The sequence below is a fragment of the Pseudomonas sp. LBUM1657 genome (assembly GCF_059716075.1).
Map to the genome: position 1 here is coordinate 4,711,651 of NZ_CP166799.1, position 23,162 is coordinate 4,734,812.

Genomic DNA, 23,162 nt, shown 5'->3' on the forward strand with positions numbered 1-23,162 from the left:
CCCCTTCTGGCAGATTGTATCCAGAAAGTGGGCTCAGTTATGTTTCCAGTCATTCCTGCATCGCAATCGATGCAAAATGTTGCTCAAAGCGACCGCTAGAGTGACAGCTCAACTTCGATCCAAACCCATCGGACTTACCCTTACGCGCTTCTCTGACTGAACCGCTCGACCGCTTATCGGATGTTTCATCTTGCCCCCTCTTCTATTGGAGGCAATCACTACAAAGAAGTCTTCCATAGAAAGGAAAAGCGGAGCAATTGAGATCGAAATGCAATGTTGAACGAGATCAGATAATTCGTCCCGCCATTCTACAGGTAGTGCCGGGAATTAATAACTGATGCGCCGACCGGAGATAAAAAATCATTTGAAAAACAAACACGTGCATGCCATCAAAATAACATCAACCTCCAGTGCCGACCAGAATCTCAACGGCCTTGCGTCTCCAGGAGTTTCTCCAGATATTGACCATACCCAGTCTTTCCGAGGCGCGCGGCCTGAGCTGACAATTCAGCTGCAGAAATCCACCCACTGTTGTAAGCAATCTCTTCCAGACAAGCGACCTTCAAGCCTTGGCGCTTCTCGATGGTATGCACAAAGTGGCTGGCCTCAAGTAGCGAATCGTGAGTACCGGTATCCAGCCAAGCGAAGCCGCGTCCAAGCATTTCGACTTTCAGGGACTTCTGTTCCAGGTAAACACGGTTTATGTCCGTGATTTCCAACTCGCCGCGTGCGGACGGCTTGATGTTCTTGGCGATCTCGACGACCTGATTGTCGTAGAAGTACAAACCAGTCACCGCATAGTTGGATTTGGGATCCTGCGGTTTTTCTTCGATGCTCAGCACCTGACCGTTTGCATCAAACTCCACGACACCAAAACGTTCCGGATCAGACACGTGATAACCAAAGATGGTTGCACCCTGAACCTGTCTGCCAGCGGACCGCAGATGCTCCGTAATCTGACCATAGAAAATATTATCACCCAGGATCAGGCAGCAAGGATCTTCGCCAATGAACTCTTCGCCGATAATGAAGGCTTGTGCCAGGCCGTCAGGGCTAGGCTGCTCGGCATAAGTCAGCTCGATACCGTAAAGGCTGCCATCCCCCAGCAACTTGCGGAAATTCGGCAGATCATCGGGCGTGGAGATGATCAGAATTTCACGTATGCCTGCGAGCATCAGCACTGACAAAGGATAAAAAATCATCGGCTTGTCATAAATCGGCAACATCTGCTTGGACACACCGATGGTCAATGGGTGCAGACGCGTGCCCGAGCCGCCAGCGAGGATGATGCCTTTGCGATTTGTCGAGGTCATTTATTCAGAACTTCCCTAAGCATTCGGGTTACGCCACTTTGCCAATCCGGCAAGTGTAGAGAAAAATTGTCTCGCAGCTTCTGAGTATTCAAACGCGAGTTCAGAGGGCGACATGCGGGCGTGGGATAAGCTGTCGTTGCGACAGGGTTGATCTCCGTTACAGCGAGCTGCTCGCCATTAGCCCGGGCGAAACCGATCACATAGCTGGCATAACCGTGCCAGGACACCTCGCCACTCGCAGCGAGGTGATAAAGGCCTGCGAGTTCAGGATGCTGCAGGACTTGCCGAATGGCCAACGCTGTCACATCAGCGATCAGATCTGCACCAGTAGGTGCACCGATCTGGTCCGCGATAACGTTCAGGGTTTCGCGATCCTTAGCCAGACGCAACATAGTCTTGGCGAAGCAGTTACCCCGAGCGCCATAACCCCAACTGGTGCGGAAGATCAAATGCTTGCAACCAGACGCCGTAATCGCCTCCTCGCCAGCCAATTTACTGACCCCGTAGTGATTTACCGGGTCGACTGCATCCAACTCTTGCCATGGTGTTGAACCTCGACCGCTGAAGACGTAGTCGGTCGAGTAGTGAATCAGCCAAGCGTCCAGAGTCGCGGCCTCTTCGGCCAGGACTTGAACTGCTTGAGCGTTTACGAGGTCGGCCAACTCAGGCTCGGACTCAGCTCTATCGACGGCCGTGTAGGCCGCGGCGTTCACAATAACGTTGGGACTGACCTGACGGATCGTCTTACGCAAGGCGTCGAGGTCAGACAGGTCGCCACTTAAACCATTGTCCGCGTGACGATCCAGCGCAATCAACTCACCAAGCGGCGCGAGGGCGCGCTGCAGCTCCCAGCCGACCTGGCCGTTTTTTCCCAGCAGGAGAATTTTCATGCCTTACTCGAACGGTCCGCGTAGTTCTCGTCGATCCACTGTTGGTAGCTGCCGCTCTTAACGTGAGCCACCCATTCAGTGTTGTTAAGGTACCACTCGACCGTTTTGCGAATTCCGGTTTCAAAGGTTTCTTCCGGCGTCCAACCCAGTTCACGCTGGATTTTGCTGGCGTCGATCGCGTAACGCTGATCGTGGCCCGGGCGATCCTGAACGTAAGTGATCAGCCTTGCGTGTGGACGATGAGCGGAGTCTGGACGCAGCTCGTCGAGCAGTGCGCAAAGGGTATGCACCACTTCAATGTTTTGCTTTTCGTTATGACCACCGATGTTGTACGTCTCACCGATAACGCCTTCGGTGACGACTTTGTACAGTGCGCGAGCGTGGTCTTCGACGTAGAGCCAGTCACGGACCTGATTTCCTTTGCCGTAGACCGGCAGTGGCTTGCCTTCCAGAGCATTGAGGATGATCAGCGGGATCAACTTCTCAGGGAAGTGACATGGGCCATAGTTGTTCGAACAGTTGGTCACCAGAGTCGGTAAGCCATAAGTACGGCTCCAGGCGCGAACCAGGTGATCGGAACTCGCCTTGCTGGCGGAGTACGGTGAGCTTGGTTGATACGGCGTGGTTTCGGTGAAGAGATCTTCCGGACCTTCAAGGTCTCCGTAGACTTCATCAGTCGAAATATGGTGGAAGCGGAAGTTGGCTTTACGTGCATCGTCCAGCGCCACCCAATAGTGGCGTGCAGCTTCCAGCAGAGTATAAGTGCCGATGATGTTGGTCTGGATGAACTCAGACGGACCAGAGATCGACCGATCAACGTGGGACTCTGCGGCCAGGTGCATGATTGCATCCGGCTGGTGTTCACGCAGGACACGGTCGACCTGACCGCGGTCGCAGATATCGACGCGCTCGAACACATAACGTGAGTTCTGGCTAACTCCGACCAATGACTCGAGGTTACCGGCATAAGTAAGCTTATCGACGTTAACGACTGAGTCGGTAGTGTTGGAGATGATATGACGGATGACTGCCGAGCCGATAAACCCGGCGCCGCCGGTAACTAGAATTTTCACGCGAAACCATACCCTTGAGATGCTGACAGGGCCGCCAACCGAGCGCTGTCTAATCCATGAATGCAAAAGCCATCAAGTCAGCTGAGGCTCCTGACAGAGTCACTCTGAACCGAGGTGGGAATACGCCACTATCGGGCCAGCGCAGCATTTTACAGCTTAATGAAGGTTTTACTAATGGATATAGACAAGCTGTGGCTAAGGCTTAGTGCGCCTTTTCTCCTTTGTCGGCATCAGACAAGGCGCTTGCGCGAAACTCTAGAAGTACGCCCCAGAAACCAACCCAGAATCGGCCCGATCACCATCCCAATCAGCAGAGCAGCCACCATGACCAGCGATACCGGCAGTTGCGGCCCCGCCCAACCCAGGAACAGCAGGGAAACCGATTGCTGATTCTCGAGAACAAACGCCAGGATCGCCAAAACCAGCAACAGGACGAACACGGCGAGCAGTATGCGCTTGAGGTTACGCATGAGCGGCTCCTTGACTGGCGGCTGTCAAAGCCCTTCCTCCTCTTCTTCGTTCACGCGATCGCGTAGTTCTTTGCCCGGCTTGAAATGCGGCACGAACTTGCCGTCGAGGCTGACGGACTGACCGGTTTTTGGATTGCGACCTACTCGCGGTGCGCGGTAGTGCAGGGAGAAGCTGCCGAAACCACGGATCTCGATACGATCACCGGTGGCCAGGCATTGGGACATTTGTTCGAGCATGGTCTTGATGGCCAGCTCCACATCCTTGGATGAGAGCAGCCCTTGATGGGTGACAATTCGTTCGATCAACTCCGACTTCGTCATATTTTTCCCTTCTTTTTCAAGCAGCTAGATCAGCGCTTCAAAGGTTTTAGCATGCCCGAGTGAATTTGAACAGCCCGAGTTTTGACTTATCTGTGCCATCACCGAGATGCTCGAATACAGGGCACTGGAACAACGATCACGCCCTCAATGTGTCATCTACAGATAACCAGCATGGTGCGCGTCAGCAAGCCGGCAGGATTAAAGCCAAAGGGAAATTCATCCTCATCTTTGGCATCATCGGACCTTGCCACCACCTTGTAGCCCGCCCCCTTGCACTCTTTCGCCGCTCGCTTGTGACACTTTTCCCACCCCATGCCCAGGCCCGAGCAATCAACCTCGATGCCACTGACCCCACGCACCGCGTGAGTCTTTGCACTAGTGGTACAGCCCGCCAATGCCAGTACTGCGATTGCGACAATGAGCTTGTTCATTCGCTTCCTTAGGTCAGGCATCCTGCCCGGCTGTCGTTCGCTTCAGCTAAAGACTAGCTGCAAATAAACGATTGATCCGATTAAAGAAAGAGACAGCTCGTGGCGGCCATTGGTTTCACCGGTGAACGCCATGGGTGAAAGGAATCATCAAGCTCGCCAAATCCCAGGCACAAAAAAGGGCGACCGAAGTCGCCCTTTTTCTATGGTCTGACAGAACTTAGTTCTGTTTTTCCATTTGTGCACGCAACAGGTCGCCCAGAGTGGTAGGACCAGCAGCAGGTTCCGAAGTCGCTGGCTTGTCGCGCAGGCTCTGGATTGCTTCTTTCTCGTCTTCAACGTCTTTCGACTTGATCGAGAGCTGGATTACGCGGCTCTTGCGGTCAACGCTGATGATCTTGGCTTCTACTTCTTCGCCTTCTTTCAGAACGTTGCGCGCGTCTTCAACGCGGTCACGGCTGATTTCGGAGGCTTTCAGAGTCGCTTCGATATCGTCGGCCAGAGTGATGATGGCGCCTTTAGCGTCAACTTCTTTCACGATGCCTTTAACGATTGCGCCTTTGTCGTTCTCTTGAACGTACTCGGAGAACGGATCGCTTTCCAGTTGCTTGATACCCAGGGAGATGCGCTCGCGCTCTGGGTCAACCGACAGGATAACGGTGTCCAGCTCGTCGCCCTTCTTGAAGCGGCGAACGGCTTCTTCGCCCACTTCGTTCCAGGAGATGTCGGACAGGTGAACCAGACCGTCGATGCCGCCGTCCAGACCAATGAAGATACCGAAATCGGTGATCGACTTGATGGTGCCGGAGATTTTATCGCCCTTGTTGAACTGGCCAGAGAAATCTTCCCATGGGTTAGATTTGCACTGCTTGATGCCGAGGGAGATACGACGACGCTCTTCGTCGATGTCCAGAACCATGACTTCCACTTCGTCGCCGACTTGTACGACTTTCGAAGGGTGGATGTTCTTGTTGGTCCAGTCCATTTCGGAAACGTGTACCAGGCCTTCAACGCCTTCTTCCAGCTCAGCGAAGCAGCCGTAGTCGGTCAGGTTGGTTACACGAGCGGTAACGCGAGTGCTTTCTGGGTAACGGGCTTTGATAGCAACCCATGGATCTTCGCCCAGTTGCTTGAGGCCCAGGGAAACACGATTGCGCTCGCGATCGTACTTCAGAACCTTGACATCGATCTCGTCGCCAACGTTGACGATTTCGGAAGGATGCTTGATACGCTTCCAAGCCATGTCGGTAATGTGCAGCAGGCCATCGACGCCACCCAGATCGACGAATGCGCCGTAATCGGTGAGGTTCTTGACGATACCTTTGACTTGTTGGCCTTCCTGCAGGGATTCCAGCAGAGCTTCACGCTCGGCGGAGTTCTCGGCTTCGAGGACGCTGCGACGGGAAACGACAACGTTGTTGCGTTTCTGGTCGAGCTTGATGACCTTGAATTCCAGCTCTTTGCCTTCCAGGTGCGTGGTGTCGCGCACTGGACGAACGTCAACCAGAGAACCTGGCAGGAACGCACGGATGCCGTTAACGTCGACTGTGAAGCCGCCTTTAACCTTACCGTTGATAACGCCCTTGACCACTTCTTCGGCTGCGAAGGCTGCTTCCAGAACAATCCAGCATTCAGCGCGCTTGGCTTTTTCACGGGACAGCTTGGTTTCGCCAAAGCCGTCTTCAACCGAGTCCAGAGCAACGTGAACTTCGTCACCGACGTTGATAGTCAGTTCGCCAGCATCGTTGTAGAACTGCTCAAGCGGGATGAGTGCTTCAGACTTCAGGCCAGCGTGAACGGTTACCCAGCGAGCTTGGTAATCGATATCAACGATAACACCGGTGATGATGGAGCCTGCCTGAAGGTTCAGGGTTTTTAGGCTTTCTTCAAAGAGTTCCGCAAAGCTTTCGCTCATTTTAATTCCTGTTGAATAAGGGCGAAGGATACGCCCAGCTCCACATCCCAGACGACGTGGGTTACGTTCATTTAAAGAAACGACACAGGACTATGACTGGTCCCCTGGGTCGTTTCTTGGTCACCCGGCGATATCGCGAATGGCGATCTCGCTCATGATGCGTTCCAGCACCTGATCGATGGATAATTCCGTGGAATCCAGCTGTATGGCGTCAGCCGCCGGTTTGAGCGGGGCTACCGCTCGCTGGGTGTCACGCTCATCGCGGACACGTATCTCATCTAGCAGACTCGACAGACTAACACCATCGACTTTGCCCTTCAACTGCAAGTATCGACGGCGCGCACGCTCCTCGGCACTGGCAGTGAGGAATATCTTCAGCGGCGCATCCGGGAAAACCACGGTGCCCATGTCGCGACCATCGGCCACCAGGCCCGGCATCTCCTGAAACGCCCGCTGGCGCTGCAATAGAGCGTCGCGCACTGCCGGCAAAGCGGCCACTTGCGAGGCCCAGGCACCCACTTGCTCGTTGCGCAAATCATCAGTGACATCGTCACCTTCGAGGATGATTCGCTGCGGATGCCCTTCTGTCGCTCCGACGAACTGCACGTCCAGGTGAGCGGCCAGCAGCTTCAACGACTCTTCATTGGTCAGATCGACGCCATGATTACGCGCGGCGAACGCCAGCAGACGGTACAGCGCACCGGAATCCAACAGACACCAACCCAGGCGCTTGGCCAGAATCCCGGCGATGGTGCCTTTGCCCGACCCGCTTGGGCCGTCGATGGTGATGACCGGTGGCTTGATAATCACGACTGAGCCTCTTGTGCTACACGGATACCGACCTGCGCGCACAACGCGAGGAAGTTCGGGAACGAGGTCGCGACGTTGGCACAATCATGGATGCGAATCGGCGCAGTGGCTCGCAGCGAAGCCACGCTGAAAGCCATGGCGATCCGGTGGTCGCCGTGACCGTGCACTTCGCCGCCGCCGATCTGGCCGCCGTCGATGATGATGCCATCCGGCGTCGGTTCGCATTTGACGCCAAGCGCCAGCAAGCCATCCGCCATGACCTGGATCCGGTCCGACTCCTTGACCCGCAATTCTTCGGCGCCACGCAGGACGGTCCGCCCTTCGGCGCAGGCGGCAGCCACGAACAGCACCGGGAATTCGTCGATGGCCAGCGGGACCAGCGCTTCGGGAATCTCGATACCTTTGAGTTTAGCTGCACGTACGCGCAAGTCCGCCACCGGCTCGCCGCCGACTTCACGCTGGTTTTCCAGAGTAATGTCAGCGCCCATCAGACGCAGGATATCGATCACGCCAGTACGGGTCGGATTGATGCCGACGTGCTCAAGCACCAGCTCCGAACCTTCGGCGATCGAGGCAGCCACAAGGAAGAACGCCGACGACGAGATATCGCCCGGCACTTCAATGTGGGTTGCGGTCAGTTTGTGGCCGGACTCGACCGACGCCGTCGCGCCGTTGACGGTTACCGGGTAGCCGAAGCCACGCAGCATGCGCTCGGTGTGGTCGCGGGTCGGCGCTGGCTCGGTGACGGTGGTCTTGCCGTCGGCGTACAGACCCGCCAGCAGCAGGCAGGATTTAACCTGGGCACTGGCCATCGGCATGGTGTAAGTCAGGCCTTTGAGCTTGTTGCCACCACGAATGGTCATCGGTGGACGACCTTCAGCGGCGGTCTCGATCACGGCGCCCATTTCACGCAGCGGATTGGCCACGCGATTCATCGGACGCTTGGACAGCGAAGCGTCGCCAGTCAGGGTGCTGTCGAAGTTCTGCGCAGCCAACAGGCCGGACAGCAGGCGCATCGACGTGCCGGAGTTGCCCAGATAGATCGGGCCCGGCGCAGGCTTCAGGCCATGCAGGCCGACGCCGTGGATGGTCACGCGACCGTGGTGCGGACCTTCGATCACCACGCCCATGTCGCGGAAAGCTTGCAGCGTCGCCAGGGCGTCTTCGCCCTCGAGGAAACCTTCCACTTCAGTGATGCCTTCGGCCAGGGAGCCGAGCATGATCGAACGGTGGGAAATCGATTTATCGCCCGGTACACGAATCCGCCCAGTCAGGCGGCCACCAGGTTGTGCCAGGAAAATCAGGTCGTTGGAGTTCATAGCGTCCACATAAGCCCGGCGGGCCAGGATTTTACTGAAATGTTCGCGGGCAACCCGGGCGCGAGTGAATACGCCCAACAATTGGTGCCCATCCCCTGCATCGACCGCGTCGCGCAAGGCGTCGAGGTCGCTGCGAAATGTATCGAGTGTGCGCAGGACAGCTTCGCGGTTGGCGAGGAAGATGTCGTGCCACATGACCGGGTCGCTCCCGGCGATTCTTGTGAAATCGCGGAAACCGCCCGCAGCGTAACGGAAGATCTCAAGGTTTTCATTGCGTTTGGCCAACGAATCGACCAAACCGAACGCCAGCAAGTGCGGCAAGTGGCTGGTCGCCGCCAACACTTCGTCGTGACGCTCGACCTGCATGTGCTCGACATCGGCGCCCAATTCGCGCCACAACCGGTCGACCACTGCCAGGGCTGCCGGATCCGTCTGATCCAGCGGTGTCAGAATCACTTTATGACGACGGAACAGTTCGGCGTTGGAGGCTTCCACCCCGCTCTGCTCGGAACCGGCGATCGGATGCCCGGGTACGAAACGCGATGGCATGCCGCCAAACGCTTCGGTGGCGGCGCGCACGACATTGCCTTTGGCGCTGCCGACGTCGGTCAGAATCGCTTGCCCCAGATCCATGCCGGCCAATCGGCCGAGCATTTTTTCCATGGCGAGGATCGGCACGGCCAGTTGAATCACGTCAGCGCCCTGGCATGCAACGGCCAGGTCTTCTTCACAGCGATCCACCACACCCAACTCAACCGCCAGCTTGCGTGACTGCGGGTCGAGATCGACCCCGACCACTTCGCGGCACAGGCCGCTTTCACGCAAGCCCTTGGCAAACGAACCGCCGATCAACCCCAGACCGACCACCACCAGGCGACCGATCATAGGTTCAGCAGATTGCAGTGCAGTGACATCAACCACGAGCCAGAACCTTGGTCAGCGCCTCAAGGAAGCGACTGTTTTCCGCCGGCAAACCGATGGTGACACGCAGGTGGTTCGGCAGGCCGTAGTTGGCCACCGGACGCACGATCACGCCTTCACGCAGCAAGCCCTGGAACACCGGTGCCGCGACACGACCCAGATCGACGCAGATGAAGTTGCCCTTGGACGGAATCCAGCTCAGCCCCAGTTCGCGGAAACCCGCTTCCAGTTGCTGCATGCCGGATTCGTTCAGGCGACGGCTTTCAGCCAGGTACTCGGCGTCTTGCAGCGCAGCACACGCAGCGGCCAGGGCCAGGCTGTTGACGTTGAACGGCTGGCGCACGCGGTTCAGCACATCCGCCACCACAGCGGTGGACAAGCCATAGCCGACCCGCAGCGCCGCCAAGCCATAGGCCTTGGAGAAGGTGCGCGAAACCAGCAGATTCGGGTACGCCGCGAGATAGTCGAGGCCATCCGGCAGATCGCTGCCTTCGGCGTATTCGATGTAGGCCTCGTCCAGCACGACCAGCACGTGTTCCGGCACGTCCTGCAGGAATTCGTCCAGCGCCTCGGCATCGAACCAGGTCCCGGTCGGGTTGTTCGGGTTGGCGATGAACACCACACGGGTGTCCGCATCGATGGCGGCCAGCATGGCCGACAGGTCATGGCCCCAGTCTTTGGCCGGGATCACTTTGGCCTGAGCGCCGACGGCCTGAGTCACGATCGGGTAGACCGCAAACGCATGCTCGCTGAACACTGCATTCAGGCCCGGCGCCAGGTACGCACGAGCGACCAGTTCCAGAATGTCGTTGGAACCGTTGCCCAGCGTTACCTGGTTCAGCTCGACGCGGCACTGATCGGCCAGCAGGGTCTTGAGCGCAAAACCGTTGCCGTCCGGATAACGGGTCAGCTCGGCCAATTCTTCGCGAATGGCCGCCAAAGCCTTGGGACTGGCACCCAACGGGTTTTCGTTGCTGGCCAGTTTGACGATGCTGGCCGGATCGATGTCCAGCTCGCGCGCCAGTTCGTCCACGGGTTTGCCCGGAACGTAAGGCGAAAGTTGTTGCACGCCCGGCTGTGCCAGAGCGAGGAAATTACCACTCATTTGCTACCGCCCTTAGAGAACTGCTTTCGGGTAGGAACCCAGCACTTTGAGTGCCACTGCTTCCTGACTGATCTTTTCCAGCACACCTTTGACTAGCGGGTCGCGGTGATGGCCGACGAAGTCGATGAAGAACACGTAGGTCCATTTACCGCTGCGCGACGGACGGGTCTCGATCCGCGTCAGGTCGATGCCGTTGTCGTGGAACGGCACCAGTAACTCGTGAAGCGCGCCGGGCTTGTTGCTCATGGAGACGATGATCGAGGTCTTGTCGTCGCCGGTCGGCGGTACTTCCTGGCTGCCGATCATCAGGAATCGCGTGGAGTTATCCGGGCGATCCTCGATTTTCTCGGCCAGACGGGTCAATCCGTACAAGCTGGCAGCCATGTCGCCGGCGATCGCCGCCGAATTCCACTCACCCTTGACCCGCTTGGCCGCTTCGGCGTTGCTGGACACCGCCACGCGCTCGACATTCGGGTAATGAGCGTCCAGCCACTTGCGGCACTGAGCCAGGGACTGGGCGTGGGAATAGATGCGGCTGATGCTGTCAGTCTTGGTGTTTTCACCGACCAGCAGGTGGTGGTGAATGCGCAGCTCGACTTCGCCACAGATCACCATGTCGTGCTCGAGGAAGCTGTCGAGGGTGTGGTTGACCGCGCCTTCGGTGGAGTTTTCCACCGGGACCACGCCAAAGTTCACCGCACCGGCCGCCACTTCGCGGAACACTTCGTCGATCGCCGCCATCGGCTTGCTGATCACGGCGTGACCGAAGTGCTTCATGGCCGCCGCTTGAGTGAAGGTACCTTCAGGACCGAGGTAAGCCACTTTCAGCGGCTGTTCGAGGGCCAGGCACGAGGACATGATTTCGCGGAACAGCCGCGCCATCTCTTCGTTGCCCAGCGGCCCCTGATTGCGCTCCATCACGCGCTTGAGCACCTGAGCTTCGCGCTCAGGACGATAGAACACCGGCACTTCGCCTTCGGCCAGCGAGGCCATCTTTACTCGCGCAACTTCCTGAGCGCAGCGTGCGCGCTCACTGATCAGCTCCAGGACTTTCTCGTCCAGGGCATCAATGCGCAGGCGCAGTGCCTTGAGTTCTTGCTCAGACATTAGCCGTGTTCCTTCTCGAACTCTGCCATGTACGAAACCAGTGCGTTGACCGCAACGATGTCGACGGCGTTATAGATGGAGGCACGCATGCCGCCCACGGAACGGTGACCCTTGAGGTTCAACAGGCCACGCTCTTCGGCACCGGCCAGGAACGGCTTGTCGAGACGGTCGTCAGCCAGGCGGAACGGCACGTTCATCCACGAGCGATCGGACTTGTTGATCGGGTTGCTGTACAAGCCGCTGGCGTCGATGAAGTCATACAGCGTGCGCTGTTTCACTTCATTGAGTTTGCCGATGACTTCGACACCACCCTGCTCTTTCAGCCACTCGAATACCAGACCGGACAAGTACCAGGCCAGGGTTGGCGGCGTGTTGTACATCGAGCCGTTATCGGCCGCGACCTTGTAGTTGAGCATGGTCGGGCACAGGGAACGGGCGTGTCCCAGCAAGTCTTCGCGAACGATGTTCACAACGAGACCACTTGGGCCGATGTTTTTCTGGGCGCCGGCGTAGATCATGCCGAAACGTGAAACATCCAACGGACGCGACAGGATGTCCGAAGACATATCGGCCACCAGCGGAACGTCACCGGTTTCCGGAATCCACTGGAACTCCAGGCCGCCGATGGTTTCGTTCGGCGCGTAGTGAACGTAGGCCGCGTCTTTCGACAGCGTCCATTCGTTCTGGCCGGGAATAGCGAAATAGTCGTAAGGCTTGGCGGTGGCGGCAACGTTGACGTGGCCGTAGCGCGAAGCTTCTTCGATGGCTTTCTGCGACCAGATACCGGTGTCGATATAGTCGGCGGTGCCGCTTTCCGGCAACAGGTTCAGAGGAATCTGAGCAAATTGCTGGCTCGCGCCACCTTGCAGAAACAGCACTTTATAGTTCGAGGGGATATTCAGCAGATCACGCAGATCCTGCTCGGCCTTGGTGGCAATGGACACGAACTCATCACTGCGATGGCTCATTTCCATGACCGACAGGCCCTTGCCGTGCCAATCAAGGAGTTCACCCTGGGCGCGCTGCAGGACAGCTTCGGGAAGTGCCGCAGGACCGGCACAGAAGTTATAGGCTCTCTTGCTCACATCCAATCTCGCTCTGATTTGGTGGATCGTACAAACATCTCAGTCGACACAGATCCAATGTGGGAGCGGCTTGCTCGCGAAAGCGGTGTTGCAGGCGACATCTGTGCTCAATGTCAGTCCGTCTTCGCGAGCAAGCCCGCTCCCACACTGAATCTCCATGGGTGTCGAAATCTTCTCAAGGGACAAACAACAAGGGGGCGAATTTTCATCCGCCCCCTGCATGTCCGCTTATTCCTGCGGTTCTTCGTCGGCTGCGGCGTCGAGTTGCTGGTCTTCAACAGCGTCGTCGATCACGACTTCACCATCGAACACTGCACCCTCTTCACCTTCGAGCTCTTCACCTTCGACTTCCGACGGCTCCTGGACCCGCTCCAGACCTACCAGCGTTTCATCGCTGGCCAGTTTGATCAGGGTCACGCCCTGGGTGTTACGACCCAGACTGGAGACTTCGTCGACACGAGTACGCACCAACGTGCCCTGGTCGGAAATCAGCATGATCTCCTCGCCGTCGAGCACCTGGACTGCACCGACCAGACGGCCGTTACGCTCGTTGCTGACCATGGCGATAACGCCCTGACCGCCACGCTTGTACTCAGGGAACTCGGTGATCGCCGTGCGCTTGCCGTAACCACGCGCCGAAGCGGTGAGGATCTGGCTGCCTTCTTCCGGGATCAGCATGGAAATCAGCTTCTGGCCTTCCGGCAGACGCATGCCGCGGACACCGCGAGCGGTACGGCCCATGGCGCGAACGTCGGTTTCCTTGAAGCGAGTCACCTTGCCGCCGTCGGAGAACAGCATGACTTCGCGCTCGCCATCGGTAATGGAGGCAGAAATCAGTACGTCGCCTTCGTCCAGCTCCAGCGCGATCAGACCGACGCTGCGTTGACGGCTGAAGGATTCCAGCGGGGTCTTCTTCACGGTTCCGTTGGCGGTGGCCATGAAGATGAAGTGACCTTCGGTGTACTCATCGACCGGCAGCATGGTGGTGATGTATTCACCATCGCCCAGCGGCAGCAGGTTGACCAGCGGACGACCACGGGCAGCACGGGAAGCTTCCGGAATTTCATAGGTTTTCAACCAGTACACCTTGCCTTTGCTGGAGAACAGCAGCAGCGTGGTGTGACTGTTGGCGACCAGCAGGTGAGCGATGTAGTCCTCGTCCTTGACGCCGGTAGCCGATTTGCCTTTACCGCCACGACGCTGGGCCTGGTACGCAGCCAACGGCTGGGTCTTGGCGTAGCCACCGTGGGAAATGGTCACGACGCGCTCTTCTTCCGGGATCATGTCACCCAGGGTCAGGTCGAGACGGGCATCGAGAATCTCGGTGCGGCGCACGTCGCCGTATTCGGCGCGGATCACTTCCAGTTCTTCGCGAATCACTTCCATAAGGCGCGTGGCGCTGCTGAGGATGCGGATCAGCTCGCCGATCTGGTTGAGGATCTCTTGATACTCGGCCAGCAGCTTTTCGTGTTCCAGACCGGTCAGGCGGTGCAGTCGCAGTTCCAGAATGGCTTGCGCCTGTTCTGGCGACAGGAAGTACTTGCCCTCACGCAGACCGTATTGCGGGTCCAGGGTCTCTGGACGGCACGAGTCGGCACCAGCACGTTCAACCATCGCGACCACGGCGGAGGATTCCCACGCGGTCTTGATCAGCGCTTCCTTGGCTTCCGACGGCGTTGGCGAGGCCTTGATCAGGGCGATGACCGGGTCGATGTTCGACAGGGCAACCGCTTGACCTTCCAGAATGTGGCCACGTTCGCGGGCTTTACGCAGCTCGAACACGGTACGACGGGTGACGACTTCGCGACGGTGGCGAACGAAGGCTTCCAGCAGGTCCTTGAGGTTCAGGATCCGCGGACGGCCGTCGATCAGCGCCACGATGTTGATACCGAACACCGCTTGCAGCTGGGTCTGGGCGTAGAGGTTGTTGAGGATCACCTCAGGCACTTCGCCGCGACGCAGCTCGATCACGACGCGCATACCGTCCTTGTCGGACTCGTCGCGCAGCTCGGTGATGCCTTCAAGCTTTTTCTCTTTGACCAGCTCGGCGATCTTCTCGATCAGACGGGCCTTGTTCAACTGGTACGGGAGTTCGGTGATGACGATCTGCTGGCGACCACCGACCTTGTCGATGTCTTCGATCATTGAGCGGGCGCGCATGTAAATGCGGCCGCGACCGGTGCGGTAGGCTTCGATGATACCGGCACGACCGTTGATGATCGCGGCGGTCGGGAAGTCCGGACCGGGGATGTATTGCATCAGCTCATCGATGGTCAACTCAGGGTTGTCGATGAGGGCCAGGCAACCGTCGATGACTTCACCGAGGTTGTGCGGCGGGATGTTGGTCGCCATGCCCACGGCGATACCGCTGGAGCCGTTGACCAACAGGTTGGGAATACGGGTCGGCATGACCGCCGGGATCATTTCGGTGCCGTCGTAGTTCGGCACCCAGTCCACGGTTTCTTTATGCAGGTCAGCCAGCAGCTCGTGTGCCAGCTTGGTCATGCGCACTTCGGTGTATCGCATGGCCGCGGCGTTGTCGCCGTCCACCGAACCGAAGTTGCCCTGACCGTCCACCAGCAGGTAGCGCAGCGAGAATGGCTGCGCCATCCGAACGATGGTGTCGTACACCGCGGTATCACCATGCGGGTGATACTTACCGATCACGTCACCGACAACACGGGCAGATTTCTTGTACGGCTTGTTGAAGTCGTTGCCCAGCTCGCTCATCGCGAACAGCACACGCCGGTGCACGGGCTTCAAGCCATCGCGCGCATCCGGCAGTGCCCGCCCGACAATTACGCTCATCGCGTAGTCGAGGTAGGACTGCTTCAGCTCGTCTTCGATATTGACCGGGAGGATTTCTTTGGCCAGTTCGCCCATGAGAAGCCTGATTCCTTTTTCTGGTGAAACTTCGTCACATCCATATGGGACGAACGAAGCTCGCCGCTGCAGGCTGAGTGCCATGCACCGACTTACGACAAATCAACGAGTTATGCCATGGATCTGCGCAGTAAAGACAACCCCGTGGGACTGCCTCGGAAAACGCCGGATGTTATCACAAGAGCCGCCACGCACCTATCCCCCAGATGCGCATGGAGCATAGTTAGTTGACCGGTGACAGGCTTGAAGGGGACGAGAGAGGCTTAGAGGCTTTTTGATTGAAGAATTTCGGGGGTGAAAGGGGTTGTTTGGTGGCTGTGAGGCCCTCTTCGCGAGCAAGCCCGCCCCCACATTTGACCGCGCTCTTCAGTTAGATACGGTTGAGTGTGGGAGCGGGCTTGCTCGCGAAGGCGATTTATCAGGCGCCAGAGATCGTCAATGCAGACGCTTGCGGCACATCAACTGCGTCATCTTCGCCGTATCCGGACGCTCGACGATGCCTTTTTCGGTGACGATCACATCGATCAGGTCAGCCGGGGTCACGTCGAACACCGGGTTGAACGCATCGACATCGGCCCCGACTCGCTGGCCGCCAACTTCCAGCAACTCGCGACCATCACGCTCTTCGATGGGAATGTCGTCGCCGCTGGCCAGGTTCATGTCGATGGTCGAACTCGGCGCCACCACCATGAAGCGCACGCCGTGGTGCATGGCGTTCACCGCCAGTTGATAGGTACCGATCTTGTTGGCCACGTCGCCATTGGCGGTGATCCGGTCGGCGCCGACGATCACCCAGGTAATTCCCTTGGTTTTCATGATGTGGGCAGCGGCGGAGTCGGCGTTGAGGGTCACGGGAATGCCTTCGTTGGCCAATTCCCATGCGGTCAGGCGCGAACCCTGCAGCCAGGGACGGGTTTCGTTGGCGTAGACACGCTCGACCATGCCTTCAATAAAGGCCCCGCGAATCACCCCCAACGCCGTGCCGAAGCCGCCGGTGGCCAGTGCGCCTGTGTTGCAGTGGGTCAGGATCGCCTGCGCGTTACCCTGGTGCTTGCGGATCAGGTCCACCCCCAGTTGCGCCATGGTCAGGTTGGCTTCGCGATCGCTCTCATGGATGGCGATCGCCTCGGCTTCCAGTACGGCCAACGGATCGGCGTGGTTCCTCAGGCGCTCAAGCCGTTCGCGCATGCGGCCCAGCGCCCAGAACAGGTTGACCGCCGTCGGACGGGAGTCGGCGAGCAGTGCGAAATCCTCTTCCAGCGCGGCGAACCAGTCGCCGCCCGCGGCAAACCGGGCGCGGGCCGCCAGCACTACGCCATAGGCAGCACTGATGCCAATGGCCGGTGCGCCGCGCACCACCATCGACCGAATGGCCTCGGCCACGCCAGCGGCGCTGGTGTAGGCGATCCAGGTTTCCTCGAACGGCAAAATACGCTGATCCAGCAGGTACAGGGCGCCATCACGCCAATCGATGGCCTTCACCTTCTCCGCAGCCAACAGTCGATCGCGCATCCCACACCCCGCACTCATGAACAAAGCCGCCGATTATAGCGATCCCCCCGCGAAGACGCTCGGGTATACTTCGCCATCCTTTACAAAAGCACTGGAACCGATCCTCGATGCCGAACACTGCCGTTGCGCTCGACCTGTTATTGCTGCCGACCTGGCTGGTACCCGTCGAACCCGCTGGCGTTGTCCTCAAAGAGCATGGCCTGGGTATCCGTGACGGGCGCATTGTCTTTATCGGCACACGCTCGGCTGCGCTGAAGCTTAACGCAACCGAAATCCGCGAACTGCCGGGCATGTTGCTCAGCCCTGGCCTGATCAATGCTCATGGGCATGCGGCGATGACGCTGTTCCGCGGCCTGGCCGACGATCTATCGCTGATGACCTGGCTGGAAAACCACATATGGCCGGCCGAAGCCAAGTGGGTCGACGAGGCGTTCGTGCGCGATGGCACTGACCTGGCGATCGCCGAGCAGATCAAAGGTGGCATCACCTGCTTCTCTGACATGTATTTCTTCCCGAAGGTTGCCAGCGAGCGCGTCCATAACAGCGGCATCCGTGCGCAAATCGCCATTCCGATCCTCGACTTCCCGATCCCGGGCGCCAGCACGGCGGACGAAGCCATTCGTCAGGGCGTCGAATTGTTTGGCGATCTCAAGCACCATGAACGCATCAAAGTCACCTTCGGCCCCCATGCACCCTACACCGTGGGCGACGAAAACCTGGAGAAAATCCGGATGATCGCCGAAGAACTGGACGCGTCGATCCACATGCACGTCCATGAAACCGCCTTCGAAGTGCAGCAATCGGTCGAGCAGCGCGGCGAACGCCCGCTGGCCCGTCTCGGTCGCCTGGGTCTGTTGGGGCCGCGCTTCCAAGCCGTTCACATGACTCAAATCAGTGATGAAGACCTGGTGATGCTGGTAGAAAGCAACACCAACGTGATTCATTGCCCGGAATCGAACCTGAAGCTGGCCAGCGGTTTCTGCCCGGTCGAGCGTTTGTGGCAGGCGGGCGTCAATGTCGCCGTCGGCACCGATGGCGCAGCCAGTAACAATGACCTGGACCTGCTGGGCGAAACCCGCACCGCAGCATTGCTGGCCAAGGCCGTCGCCGGTTCGGCCACCGCGCTGGACGCCCATCGCGCACTGCGCATGGCGACCCTCAACGGCGCCCGCGCATTGGGGATCGAGGCTGAGGTCGGCTCGCTGGAAGTGGGCAAGGCCGCGGACATCGTGGCATTCGACCTGTCGGGCCTGGCCCAGCAACCGATCTACGACCCGGTTTCGCAGCTTATATACGCCACCGGGCGGGACTGCGTGAAACACCTGTGGGTCGCCGGCAAGCAACTGCTCGACGACAAGCGCCTGACCCGCCTGGATGAAGACCAGCTCTGCGCCACCGCCAAGGCCTGGGGCCAGCGCATCAGCGGCCACACCGAATCGTAAGCCCCCCGGCCTGAACATCCGGGGCAACAGGATTTTTCAAGTTTTAGAGGACTTAACCATGAGCAACGTCGACTACGCCGAAATCGCCAAATTCGAAGCCCTGGCCCATCGCTGGTGGGACCGCGAAAGCGAGTTCAAACCGCTGCACGACATCAACCCGCTGCGGGTCAACTGGATTGACGAACGGGTCAACCTGGCCGGCAAGAAAGCCCTCGACGTCGGCTGCGGCGGCGGCATCCTCAGCGAAGCCATGGCTCAGCGCGGCTCGACCGTGATGGGTATCGACATGGGCGAAGCGCCGCTGGCGGTCGCGCAACTGCATCAACTGGAATCCGGCGTGAGCGTCGAATACCGGCAGATCACCGCCGAAGCCCTGGCCGAGGAAATGCCGGAGCAGTTCGACGTGGTTACCTGCCTGGAAATGCTCGAGCATGTGCCGGATCCGTCCTCGGTCATCCGCGCCTGCTTCCGCATGGTCAAGCCCGGCGGCCAAGTGTTTTTCTCCACCATCAACCGCAACCCGAAGGCGTACCTGTTCGCCATCGTCGGCGCTGAATACATCATGAAGCTGCTGCCGCGCGGCACCCACGACTTCAAGAAATTCATCCGCCCGTCCGAGCTCGGTGCCTGGAGCCGCATGGCCGGCCTGACCGTCAAGGACATCATCGGGCTGACCTACAACCCGCTGACCAAGCACTACAAACTGGCGTCCGACGTAGACGTCAACTACATGATCCAGACCCTGCGCGAGGAGTAAGACGATGCGTATCAGAGCAGTCCTTTTCGACATGGACGGCACCCTGCTCGACACCGCACCGGACTTCATTGCCATCTGCCAGGCAATGCGTGCCGATCGTGGTTTGCCACCGATAAACGACAAGCACATTCGCGACGAGATTTCCGGTGGCGCCAAGGCGATGGTCGCCGTGACCTTCTCCATGGACCCGGAATCTCCAGGCTTTGAAGAACTGCGCCTGGAGTTCCTGGAGCGTTACCTTGCGGGTTGCGCGGTTCACAGCAAGCTGTTTGACGGTATGAGCGAACTGCTGGCTGATATCGAGAAAGCCAACCTGATCTGGGGTGTGGTCACCAACAAGCCCGTGCGTTTCGCCGAGCCGATCATGCAGCAGCTTGGGCTGGCTGAGCGTTCGGCGCTGTTGATTTGCCCGGACCACGTGAAAAACAGCAAACCGGATCCCGAGCCGTTGATTCTGGCGTGCAAGATGCTCAACCTCGATCCGGCCAGCGTGCTGTTTGTGGGTGATGATTTGCGCGACATCGAGTCGGGGCGCGATGCAGGCACCAAGACGGCCGCCGTGACCTATGGCTACATCCATCCGGACGATAACCCGCGGCACTGGGGCGCGGATGTGGTGGTGGATCATCCGCTAGAGCTGCGCAAGGTGCTGGATAACGCTTTGTGTGGTTGCTGAGGATCGGTTTCAAGCTTGGGGTATGAGGCGCGAATGCTGACGTCTTCGTGGGCAAGCCCGCTCCCACAGGCATCTAGGGTGTTCACATATTTTGTATCCACCAGCAGAACCTGTGGGAGCGGACTTTCCCGCGATGGCCGCGCCGCGATGTGTTCTTCCGTTTTGTGAGGTTTTTTATGTTTGATTATTCCGCCCGCCCTGAATTGCTCAAGGACCGGGTCATCCTGGTCACCGGCGCTGGCCGAGGCATCGGTGCTGCCGCCGCCAAAACCTACGCGGCACATGGTGCCACCGTGCTGTTGCTAGGCAAGACCGAAGCCAATCTGACTCAGGTCTACGACGAAATCGAAGCCGCCGGCCATCCACAACCGGCCGTGATCCCGTTCAACCTCGAAACCGCCCTGCCCCATCAATACGATGAGCTGGCAGCGATGATCGAAACCGAATTCGGCCATCTCGACGGCTTGCTGCACAACGCGTCGATCATTGGTCCGCGTACGCCGATCGAGCAGTTGTCCGGCGAAAACTTCATGCGCGTCATGCACGTCAACGTCAACGCCATGTTTATGCTCACCAGCACCCTGTTGCCGCTGCTCAAGCTGTCCCAGGATGCCTCAGTGGTGTTCACTTCCAGCAGTGTCGGGCGCAAGGGTCGTGCGTACTGGGGCGCTTACGGGGTTTCCAAGTTCGCCACCGAAGGCTTGATGCAAACCCTGGCGGACGAAGTCGACACCGTGGCACCCGTGCGCTCCAACAGCATCAACCCCGGCGCCACCCGCACCAGCATGCGCGCCCAGGCGTATCCAGGTGAAAATCCGCTGACCAACCCGACGCCTGAGGAGATCATGCCGGTCTACCTCTACCTGATGGGACCGGACAGTACCGGCATCAATGGCCAGGCGTTTAACGCTCAGTAACGTCCGCGCGTCGCTTTTGTGCCGCGGCGAATTCCCGTCGCGGCACACAAAGTGCGTCGTAACTACACCCGCTTTCAGTCAAACAACCGTCACCGAGACTGACAAGATTCCGCTACAGCCCCCTCAGAACATTGATTTAGAACGACTTTTATCCGACTGAACCGAATGGCACGACTTTCGCTCTAAATTTGCTCAGACACGCCGAGTGAAAGAAGGCGGGCAGCGATTGCGTCGATAGGTTTCTTATCTTCGGCAAAGCGGACTAAACTCGTGCCACATGTCCTACGGGACTGATGGACCAGTACGACGCGCAGCCCAAAGCCGCTCTCACCCAGCTTGTAAGACAGCCTTACTGCTTAGGGGCGCATTCCATATGAAATCACCTTCCCAGACCAACGCAATTGACTTCGATAGCGCCAAATTGCAACGCCTGGGGTTTGGTCAACAGCCCGCCTTGCTGGCGAGGCCCATCAGTCTTGCGCTATTGCGCCAGCAACTGAGCCAACTGCTGCAAACCAGTCTTGAGCCGCAACGCATTCTCGGGCTCTTCTTCCGTGAAATTCAGAAACTTGTACCGCTGGATGCCTTGAGTTACGAGCACAAGGCCAGTGACTTGCGCCTGGAGTTCGGTCTGCGCGGCCATCATTCGATCAGCTATAGCCTCAGCCATGAAGGCGAGCATCTGGGCGAACTGGTGTTCCGTCGCAATCAGCGTTTCAGCGACCAGGAACAGGCCAATATCGAGTCGCTGTTGTCGACGTTGCTGTATCCGATGCGCAACGCCCTGCTCTACCGTGCGGCAACCCAGAGTGCATTGCGCGATCCACTCACGGATACCGGCAACCGCATCGCCATGGATCAGACGCTGCAACGGGAAATCGAGATGTCGCGCCGGCATCTGCAACCCTTGTCGCTGCTGATGCTGGATATCGATCACTTTAAACACATCAACGACAACCACGGCCACAGCACTGGCGATGTCGTTCTCAAGGCTGTCGCGACCTCGATCAAACGCCAGTTGCGCAACGTGGACATGGTGTTCCGGTTTGGTGGCGAAGAGTTTTTGATCCTGCTTTCCAACACCAGCCGGGAAGCAGCCGCGATGGTCGGCGAACGCCTGCGGTTTGCGGTACAGGCAGAGGATTACTCGGCCGATGGCCATTCGATTGATCTGACGGTGAGCCTCGGCTGTTCGACGCTGTTGCCTGGCGAGTCTGTCGAGAGCCTGGTGCGTCGGGCCGACAGTGCGCTGTATGTGGCCAAGCGCGAGGGGCGCAACCGGTTGGCGATGGCGGGCTGAGCCCCCACCAACACCGCAATACAAATGTGGGAGCGGGCTTGCTCGCGAAAGCGGACTATCAGTCAACATCATCGTTGAATGGTAGATCGCCGTCGCGAGCAAGCCCGCTCCCACATTGTGTTGGTGTTGCCTTCAGAGGATCAGCTTTCAGCCAGTTCCATCCGTTCACGGGCTACCGGGACTCGCTCTGCGTGCTCCAGCTGCATGCAGCGTTCGAGGAACAAGTACATGTAGTCGTAGCTCTTGCAGACGGCCTGGCGCAACTCCACCTGCAGCGACTTGCTCGGGTTCATGCCCGCCAGTGTGCAGATGATTTCCAGTGCTTCCCATGGATGAGCATCGTCATACTGGGCGTGCATCTTCAGCCACTTCATGGCTCGCTTGCGATCTTCTTCCGCAAACGATGCCGCGTAGACGCCACTGGAACAAACCAGCGCCGACCACTCCCCTGTCGCGCCTTCGATGGCGTAGTTGGTGGCGGCAATGGCCACGATCAGCGAGTCCGCCGAACTGGTGTGCCAGCACCAGTGGCTCAAGGCGTGAAGTTCAGGGGCAACCTGTTGCGCTTGCAGATCTTCCAGGGTGACACCGTGAGCTCGGCTCCAGTGCACCCAGTAATCGGCATGATTCAATTCGACGCGAATGTTACGCATCAACCAGCGACGCGCCATGTCTTCACCTGGGTGGCGGGCAAAGCGGGTCTTGGTCAGGTTCTGTGCCATATATAACGCGAACTGTTCGACCACAGGCCAGCCACCGATTAGGTACTGGCGCATGGTTTTTGCACTGAGCTTGTTATCACGCAGGCGTTGATACAGCTCGTGTTCGACAACCCGGCGCTTGCTCTCGCTGCAATCCTGGATCAGGCGCTGAGCCCAGGCGGGATAACTTGCAGCTTCCATGAGTGGTCCGGTTCGG

20 protein-coding genes are annotated in these 23,162 nt (G+C 58.5%); 5 read left to right on the top strand and 15 right to left on the bottom strand.

What is annotated here, in order from left to right:
* Positions 1–425: 425 nt before the first annotated feature.
* The 14 genes from rfbA to mtnA all read right to left on the bottom strand — a co-directional run bounded on the left by rfbA (position 426) and on the right by mtnA (position 17,152).
* Complete coding sequence (gene rfbA, locus ACA055_RS21690; protein ID WP_497680514.1) at positions 426–1,313, bottom strand: glucose-1-phosphate thymidylyltransferase RfbA; 888 nt, start codon at positions 1,311–1,313, stop codon at positions 426–428.
* Complete coding sequence (gene rfbD / locus ACA055_RS21695; protein ID WP_497680515.1) at positions 1,310–2,203, bottom strand: dTDP-4-dehydrorhamnose reductase; 894 nt, start codon at positions 2,201–2,203, stop codon at positions 1,310–1,312. Before rfbD ends, rfbA begins: the two co-directional genes overlap by 4 nt.
* Positions 2,200–3,276: a dTDP-glucose 4,6-dehydratase gene (rfbB, locus tag ACA055_RS21700; RefSeq protein ID WP_497680516.1), complete on the bottom strand. Its 1,077-nt coding sequence runs from the start codon at positions 3,274–3,276 to the stop codon at positions 2,200–2,202. Before rfbB ends, rfbD begins: the two co-directional genes overlap by 4 nt.
* Positions 3,277–3,506: 230 nt before the next feature.
* On the bottom strand, positions 3,507–3,746 hold the full coding sequence (locus ACA055_RS21705; RefSeq protein WP_497680517.1) for a LapA family protein: 240 nt from the start codon (positions 3,744–3,746) through the stop codon (positions 3,507–3,509).
* A 24-nt stretch (positions 3,747–3,770) separates the two neighbouring features.
* Complete coding sequence (gene ihfB / locus ACA055_RS21710) at positions 3,771–4,067, bottom strand: integration host factor subunit beta (RefSeq protein WP_007899751.1); 297 nt, start codon at positions 4,065–4,067, stop codon at positions 3,771–3,773.
* A gap of 152 nt (positions 4,068–4,219) precedes the next feature.
* Positions 4,220–4,498 (bottom strand): hypothetical protein, encoded by a 279-nt coding sequence (locus ACA055_RS21715; protein WP_497680518.1) that lies wholly within the window; start codon positions 4,496–4,498, stop codon positions 4,220–4,222.
* 217 nt (positions 4,499–4,715) lie between these two features.
* Positions 4,716–6,410: a 30S ribosomal protein S1 gene (gene rpsA / locus ACA055_RS21720; RefSeq protein ID WP_059406800.1), complete on the bottom strand. Its 1,695-nt coding sequence runs from the start codon at positions 6,408–6,410 to the stop codon at positions 4,716–4,718.
* A 120-nt stretch (positions 6,411–6,530) separates the two neighbouring features.
* Positions 6,531–7,220: a (d)CMP kinase gene (cmk, locus tag ACA055_RS21725; RefSeq protein ID WP_497680519.1), complete on the bottom strand. Its 690-nt coding sequence runs from the start codon at positions 7,218–7,220 to the stop codon at positions 6,531–6,533.
* Complete coding sequence (locus ACA055_RS21730) at positions 7,217–9,424, bottom strand: bifunctional prephenate dehydrogenase/3-phosphoshikimate 1-carboxyvinyltransferase (protein WP_497684463.1); 2,208 nt, start codon at positions 9,422–9,424, stop codon at positions 7,217–7,219. Before ACA055_RS21730 ends, cmk begins: the two co-directional genes overlap by 4 nt.
* Before the next feature lie 28 nt (positions 9,425–9,452).
* The gene (gene hisC / locus ACA055_RS21735) at positions 9,453–10,565 is read right to left on the bottom strand and encodes a histidinol-phosphate transaminase (protein ID WP_497680520.1); all 1,113 of its coding nucleotides are present in this window, start codon (positions 10,563–10,565) and stop codon (positions 9,453–9,455) included.
* A gap of 12 nt (positions 10,566–10,577) precedes the next feature.
* Positions 10,578–11,672 carry a prephenate dehydratase gene (gene pheA / locus ACA055_RS21740; protein ID WP_008071613.1) on the bottom strand — a complete coding sequence of 365 codons (1,095 nt, stop codon included), beginning with the start codon at positions 11,670–11,672 and terminating at the stop codon, positions 10,578–10,580.
* Positions 11,672–12,757: a 3-phosphoserine/phosphohydroxythreonine transaminase gene (gene serC / locus ACA055_RS21745; RefSeq protein WP_497680521.1), complete on the bottom strand. Its 1,086-nt coding sequence runs from the start codon at positions 12,755–12,757 to the stop codon at positions 11,672–11,674. Before serC ends, pheA begins: the two co-directional genes overlap by 1 nt.
* 228 nt (positions 12,758–12,985) lie before the next feature.
* Positions 12,986–15,640 carry a DNA gyrase subunit A gene (gene gyrA / locus ACA055_RS21750; RefSeq protein ID WP_497680522.1) on the bottom strand — a complete coding sequence of 885 codons (2,655 nt, stop codon included), beginning with the start codon at positions 15,638–15,640 and terminating at the stop codon, positions 12,986–12,988.
* A gap of 435 nt (positions 15,641–16,075) precedes the next feature.
* Positions 16,076–17,152, bottom strand: a complete 1,077-nt coding sequence (mtnA, locus tag ACA055_RS21755) for an S-methyl-5-thioribose-1-phosphate isomerase (RefSeq protein ID WP_497680523.1) — start codon at positions 17,150–17,152, stop codon at positions 16,076–16,078.
* 107 nt (positions 17,153–17,259) lie between these two features.
* Here mtnA and ACA055_RS21760 point away from each other — a divergent pair, with 107 nt between their 5' ends.
* From ACA055_RS21760 to ACA055_RS21780, 5 genes are all read left to right on the top strand, one after another.
* A complete protein-coding gene (locus ACA055_RS21760; RefSeq protein WP_497680524.1) occupies positions 17,260–18,594 on the top strand; it encodes a TRZ/ATZ family hydrolase in 1,335 nt (444 codons plus the stop codon).
* A gap of 58 nt (positions 18,595–18,652) precedes the next feature.
* A complete protein-coding gene (gene ubiG, locus ACA055_RS21765; RefSeq protein ID WP_497680525.1) occupies positions 18,653–19,351 on the top strand; it encodes a bifunctional 2-polyprenyl-6-hydroxyphenol methylase/3-demethylubiquinol 3-O-methyltransferase UbiG in 699 nt (232 codons plus the stop codon).
* Positions 19,352–19,355: 4 nt separating this feature from the next.
* Positions 19,356–20,027: an N-acetylmuramic acid 6-phosphate phosphatase MupP gene (mupP, locus tag ACA055_RS21770; protein ID WP_497680526.1), complete on the top strand. Its 672-nt coding sequence runs from the start codon at positions 19,356–19,358 to the stop codon at positions 20,025–20,027.
* Between the two features lie 176 nt (positions 20,028–20,203).
* A complete protein-coding gene (locus ACA055_RS21775; RefSeq protein WP_497680527.1) occupies positions 20,204–20,944 on the top strand; it encodes a YciK family oxidoreductase in 741 nt (246 codons plus the stop codon).
* A gap of 373 nt (positions 20,945–21,317) precedes the next feature.
* Positions 21,318–22,244 (top strand): GGDEF domain-containing protein, encoded by a 927-nt coding sequence (locus ACA055_RS21780; protein ID WP_497680528.1) that lies wholly within the window; start codon positions 21,318–21,320, stop codon positions 22,242–22,244.
* 140 nt (positions 22,245–22,384) lie between these two features.
* On the opposite strand, the gene ACA055_RS21785 is transcribed toward ACA055_RS21780, so the two are convergent.
* A complete protein-coding gene (locus ACA055_RS21785) occupies positions 22,385–23,146 on the bottom strand; it encodes an iron-containing redox enzyme family protein (protein WP_497680529.1) in 762 nt (253 codons plus the stop codon).
* Positions 23,147–23,162 lie beyond the last annotated feature (16 nt).

What these genes read in the sequence shown, in the direction of transcription:
- rfbA (WP_497680514.1), bottom strand. Translation starts at nt 1,313, where the DNA reads ATGACCTCGACAAATCGCAAAGGCATCATCCTCGCTGGCGGCTCGGGC.
- rfbD (WP_497680515.1), bottom strand. Translation starts at nt 2,203, where the DNA reads ATGAAAATTCTCCTGCTGGGAAAAAACGGCCAGGTCGGCTGGGAGCTG.
- ACA055_RS21705 (WP_497680517.1), bottom strand. Translation starts at nt 3,746, where the DNA reads ATGCGTAACCTCAAGCGCATACTGCTCGCCGTGTTCGTCCTGTTGCTG.
- ihfB (WP_007899751.1), bottom strand. Translation starts at nt 4,067, where the DNA reads ATGACGAAGTCGGAGTTGATCGAACGAATTGTCACCCATCAAGGGCTG.
- ACA055_RS21715 (WP_497680518.1), bottom strand. Translation starts at nt 4,498, where the DNA reads ATGAACAAGCTCATTGTCGCAATCGCAGTACTGGCATTGGCGGGCTGT.
- rpsA (WP_059406800.1), bottom strand. Translation starts at nt 6,410, where the DNA reads ATGAGCGAAAGCTTTGCGGAACTCTTTGAAGAAAGCCTAAAAACCCTG.
- ACA055_RS21730 (WP_497684463.1), bottom strand. Translation starts at nt 9,424, where the DNA reads ATGATCGGTCGCCTGGTGGTGGTCGGTCTGGGGTTGATCGGCGGTTCG.
- hisC (WP_497680520.1), bottom strand. Translation starts at nt 10,565, where the DNA reads ATGAGTGGTAATTTCCTCGCTCTGGCACAGCCGGGCGTGCAACAACTT.
- pheA (WP_008071613.1), bottom strand. Translation starts at nt 11,672, where the DNA reads ATGTCTGAGCAAGAACTCAAGGCACTGCGCCTGCGCATTGATGCCCTG.
- gyrA (WP_497680522.1), bottom strand. Translation starts at nt 15,640, where the DNA reads ATGGGCGAACTGGCCAAAGAAATCCTCCCGGTCAATATCGAAGACGAG.
- mtnA (WP_497680523.1), bottom strand. Translation starts at nt 17,152, where the DNA reads ATGCGCGATCGACTGTTGGCTGCGGAGAAGGTGAAGGCCATCGATTGG.
- ACA055_RS21760 (WP_497680524.1), top strand. Translation starts at nt 17,260, where the DNA reads ATGCCGAACACTGCCGTTGCGCTCGACCTGTTATTGCTGCCGACCTGG.
- ubiG (WP_497680525.1), top strand. Translation starts at nt 18,653, where the DNA reads ATGAGCAACGTCGACTACGCCGAAATCGCCAAATTCGAAGCCCTGGCC.
- mupP (WP_497680526.1), top strand. Translation starts at nt 19,356, where the DNA reads ATGCGTATCAGAGCAGTCCTTTTCGACATGGACGGCACCCTGCTCGAC.
- ACA055_RS21775 (WP_497680527.1), top strand. Translation starts at nt 20,204, where the DNA reads ATGTTTGATTATTCCGCCCGCCCTGAATTGCTCAAGGACCGGGTCATC.
- ACA055_RS21780 (WP_497680528.1), top strand. Translation starts at nt 21,318, where the DNA reads ATGAAATCACCTTCCCAGACCAACGCAATTGACTTCGATAGCGCCAAA.
- ACA055_RS21785 (WP_497680529.1), bottom strand. Translation starts at nt 23,146, where the DNA reads ATGGAAGCTGCAAGTTATCCCGCCTGGGCTCAGCGCCTGATCCAGGAT.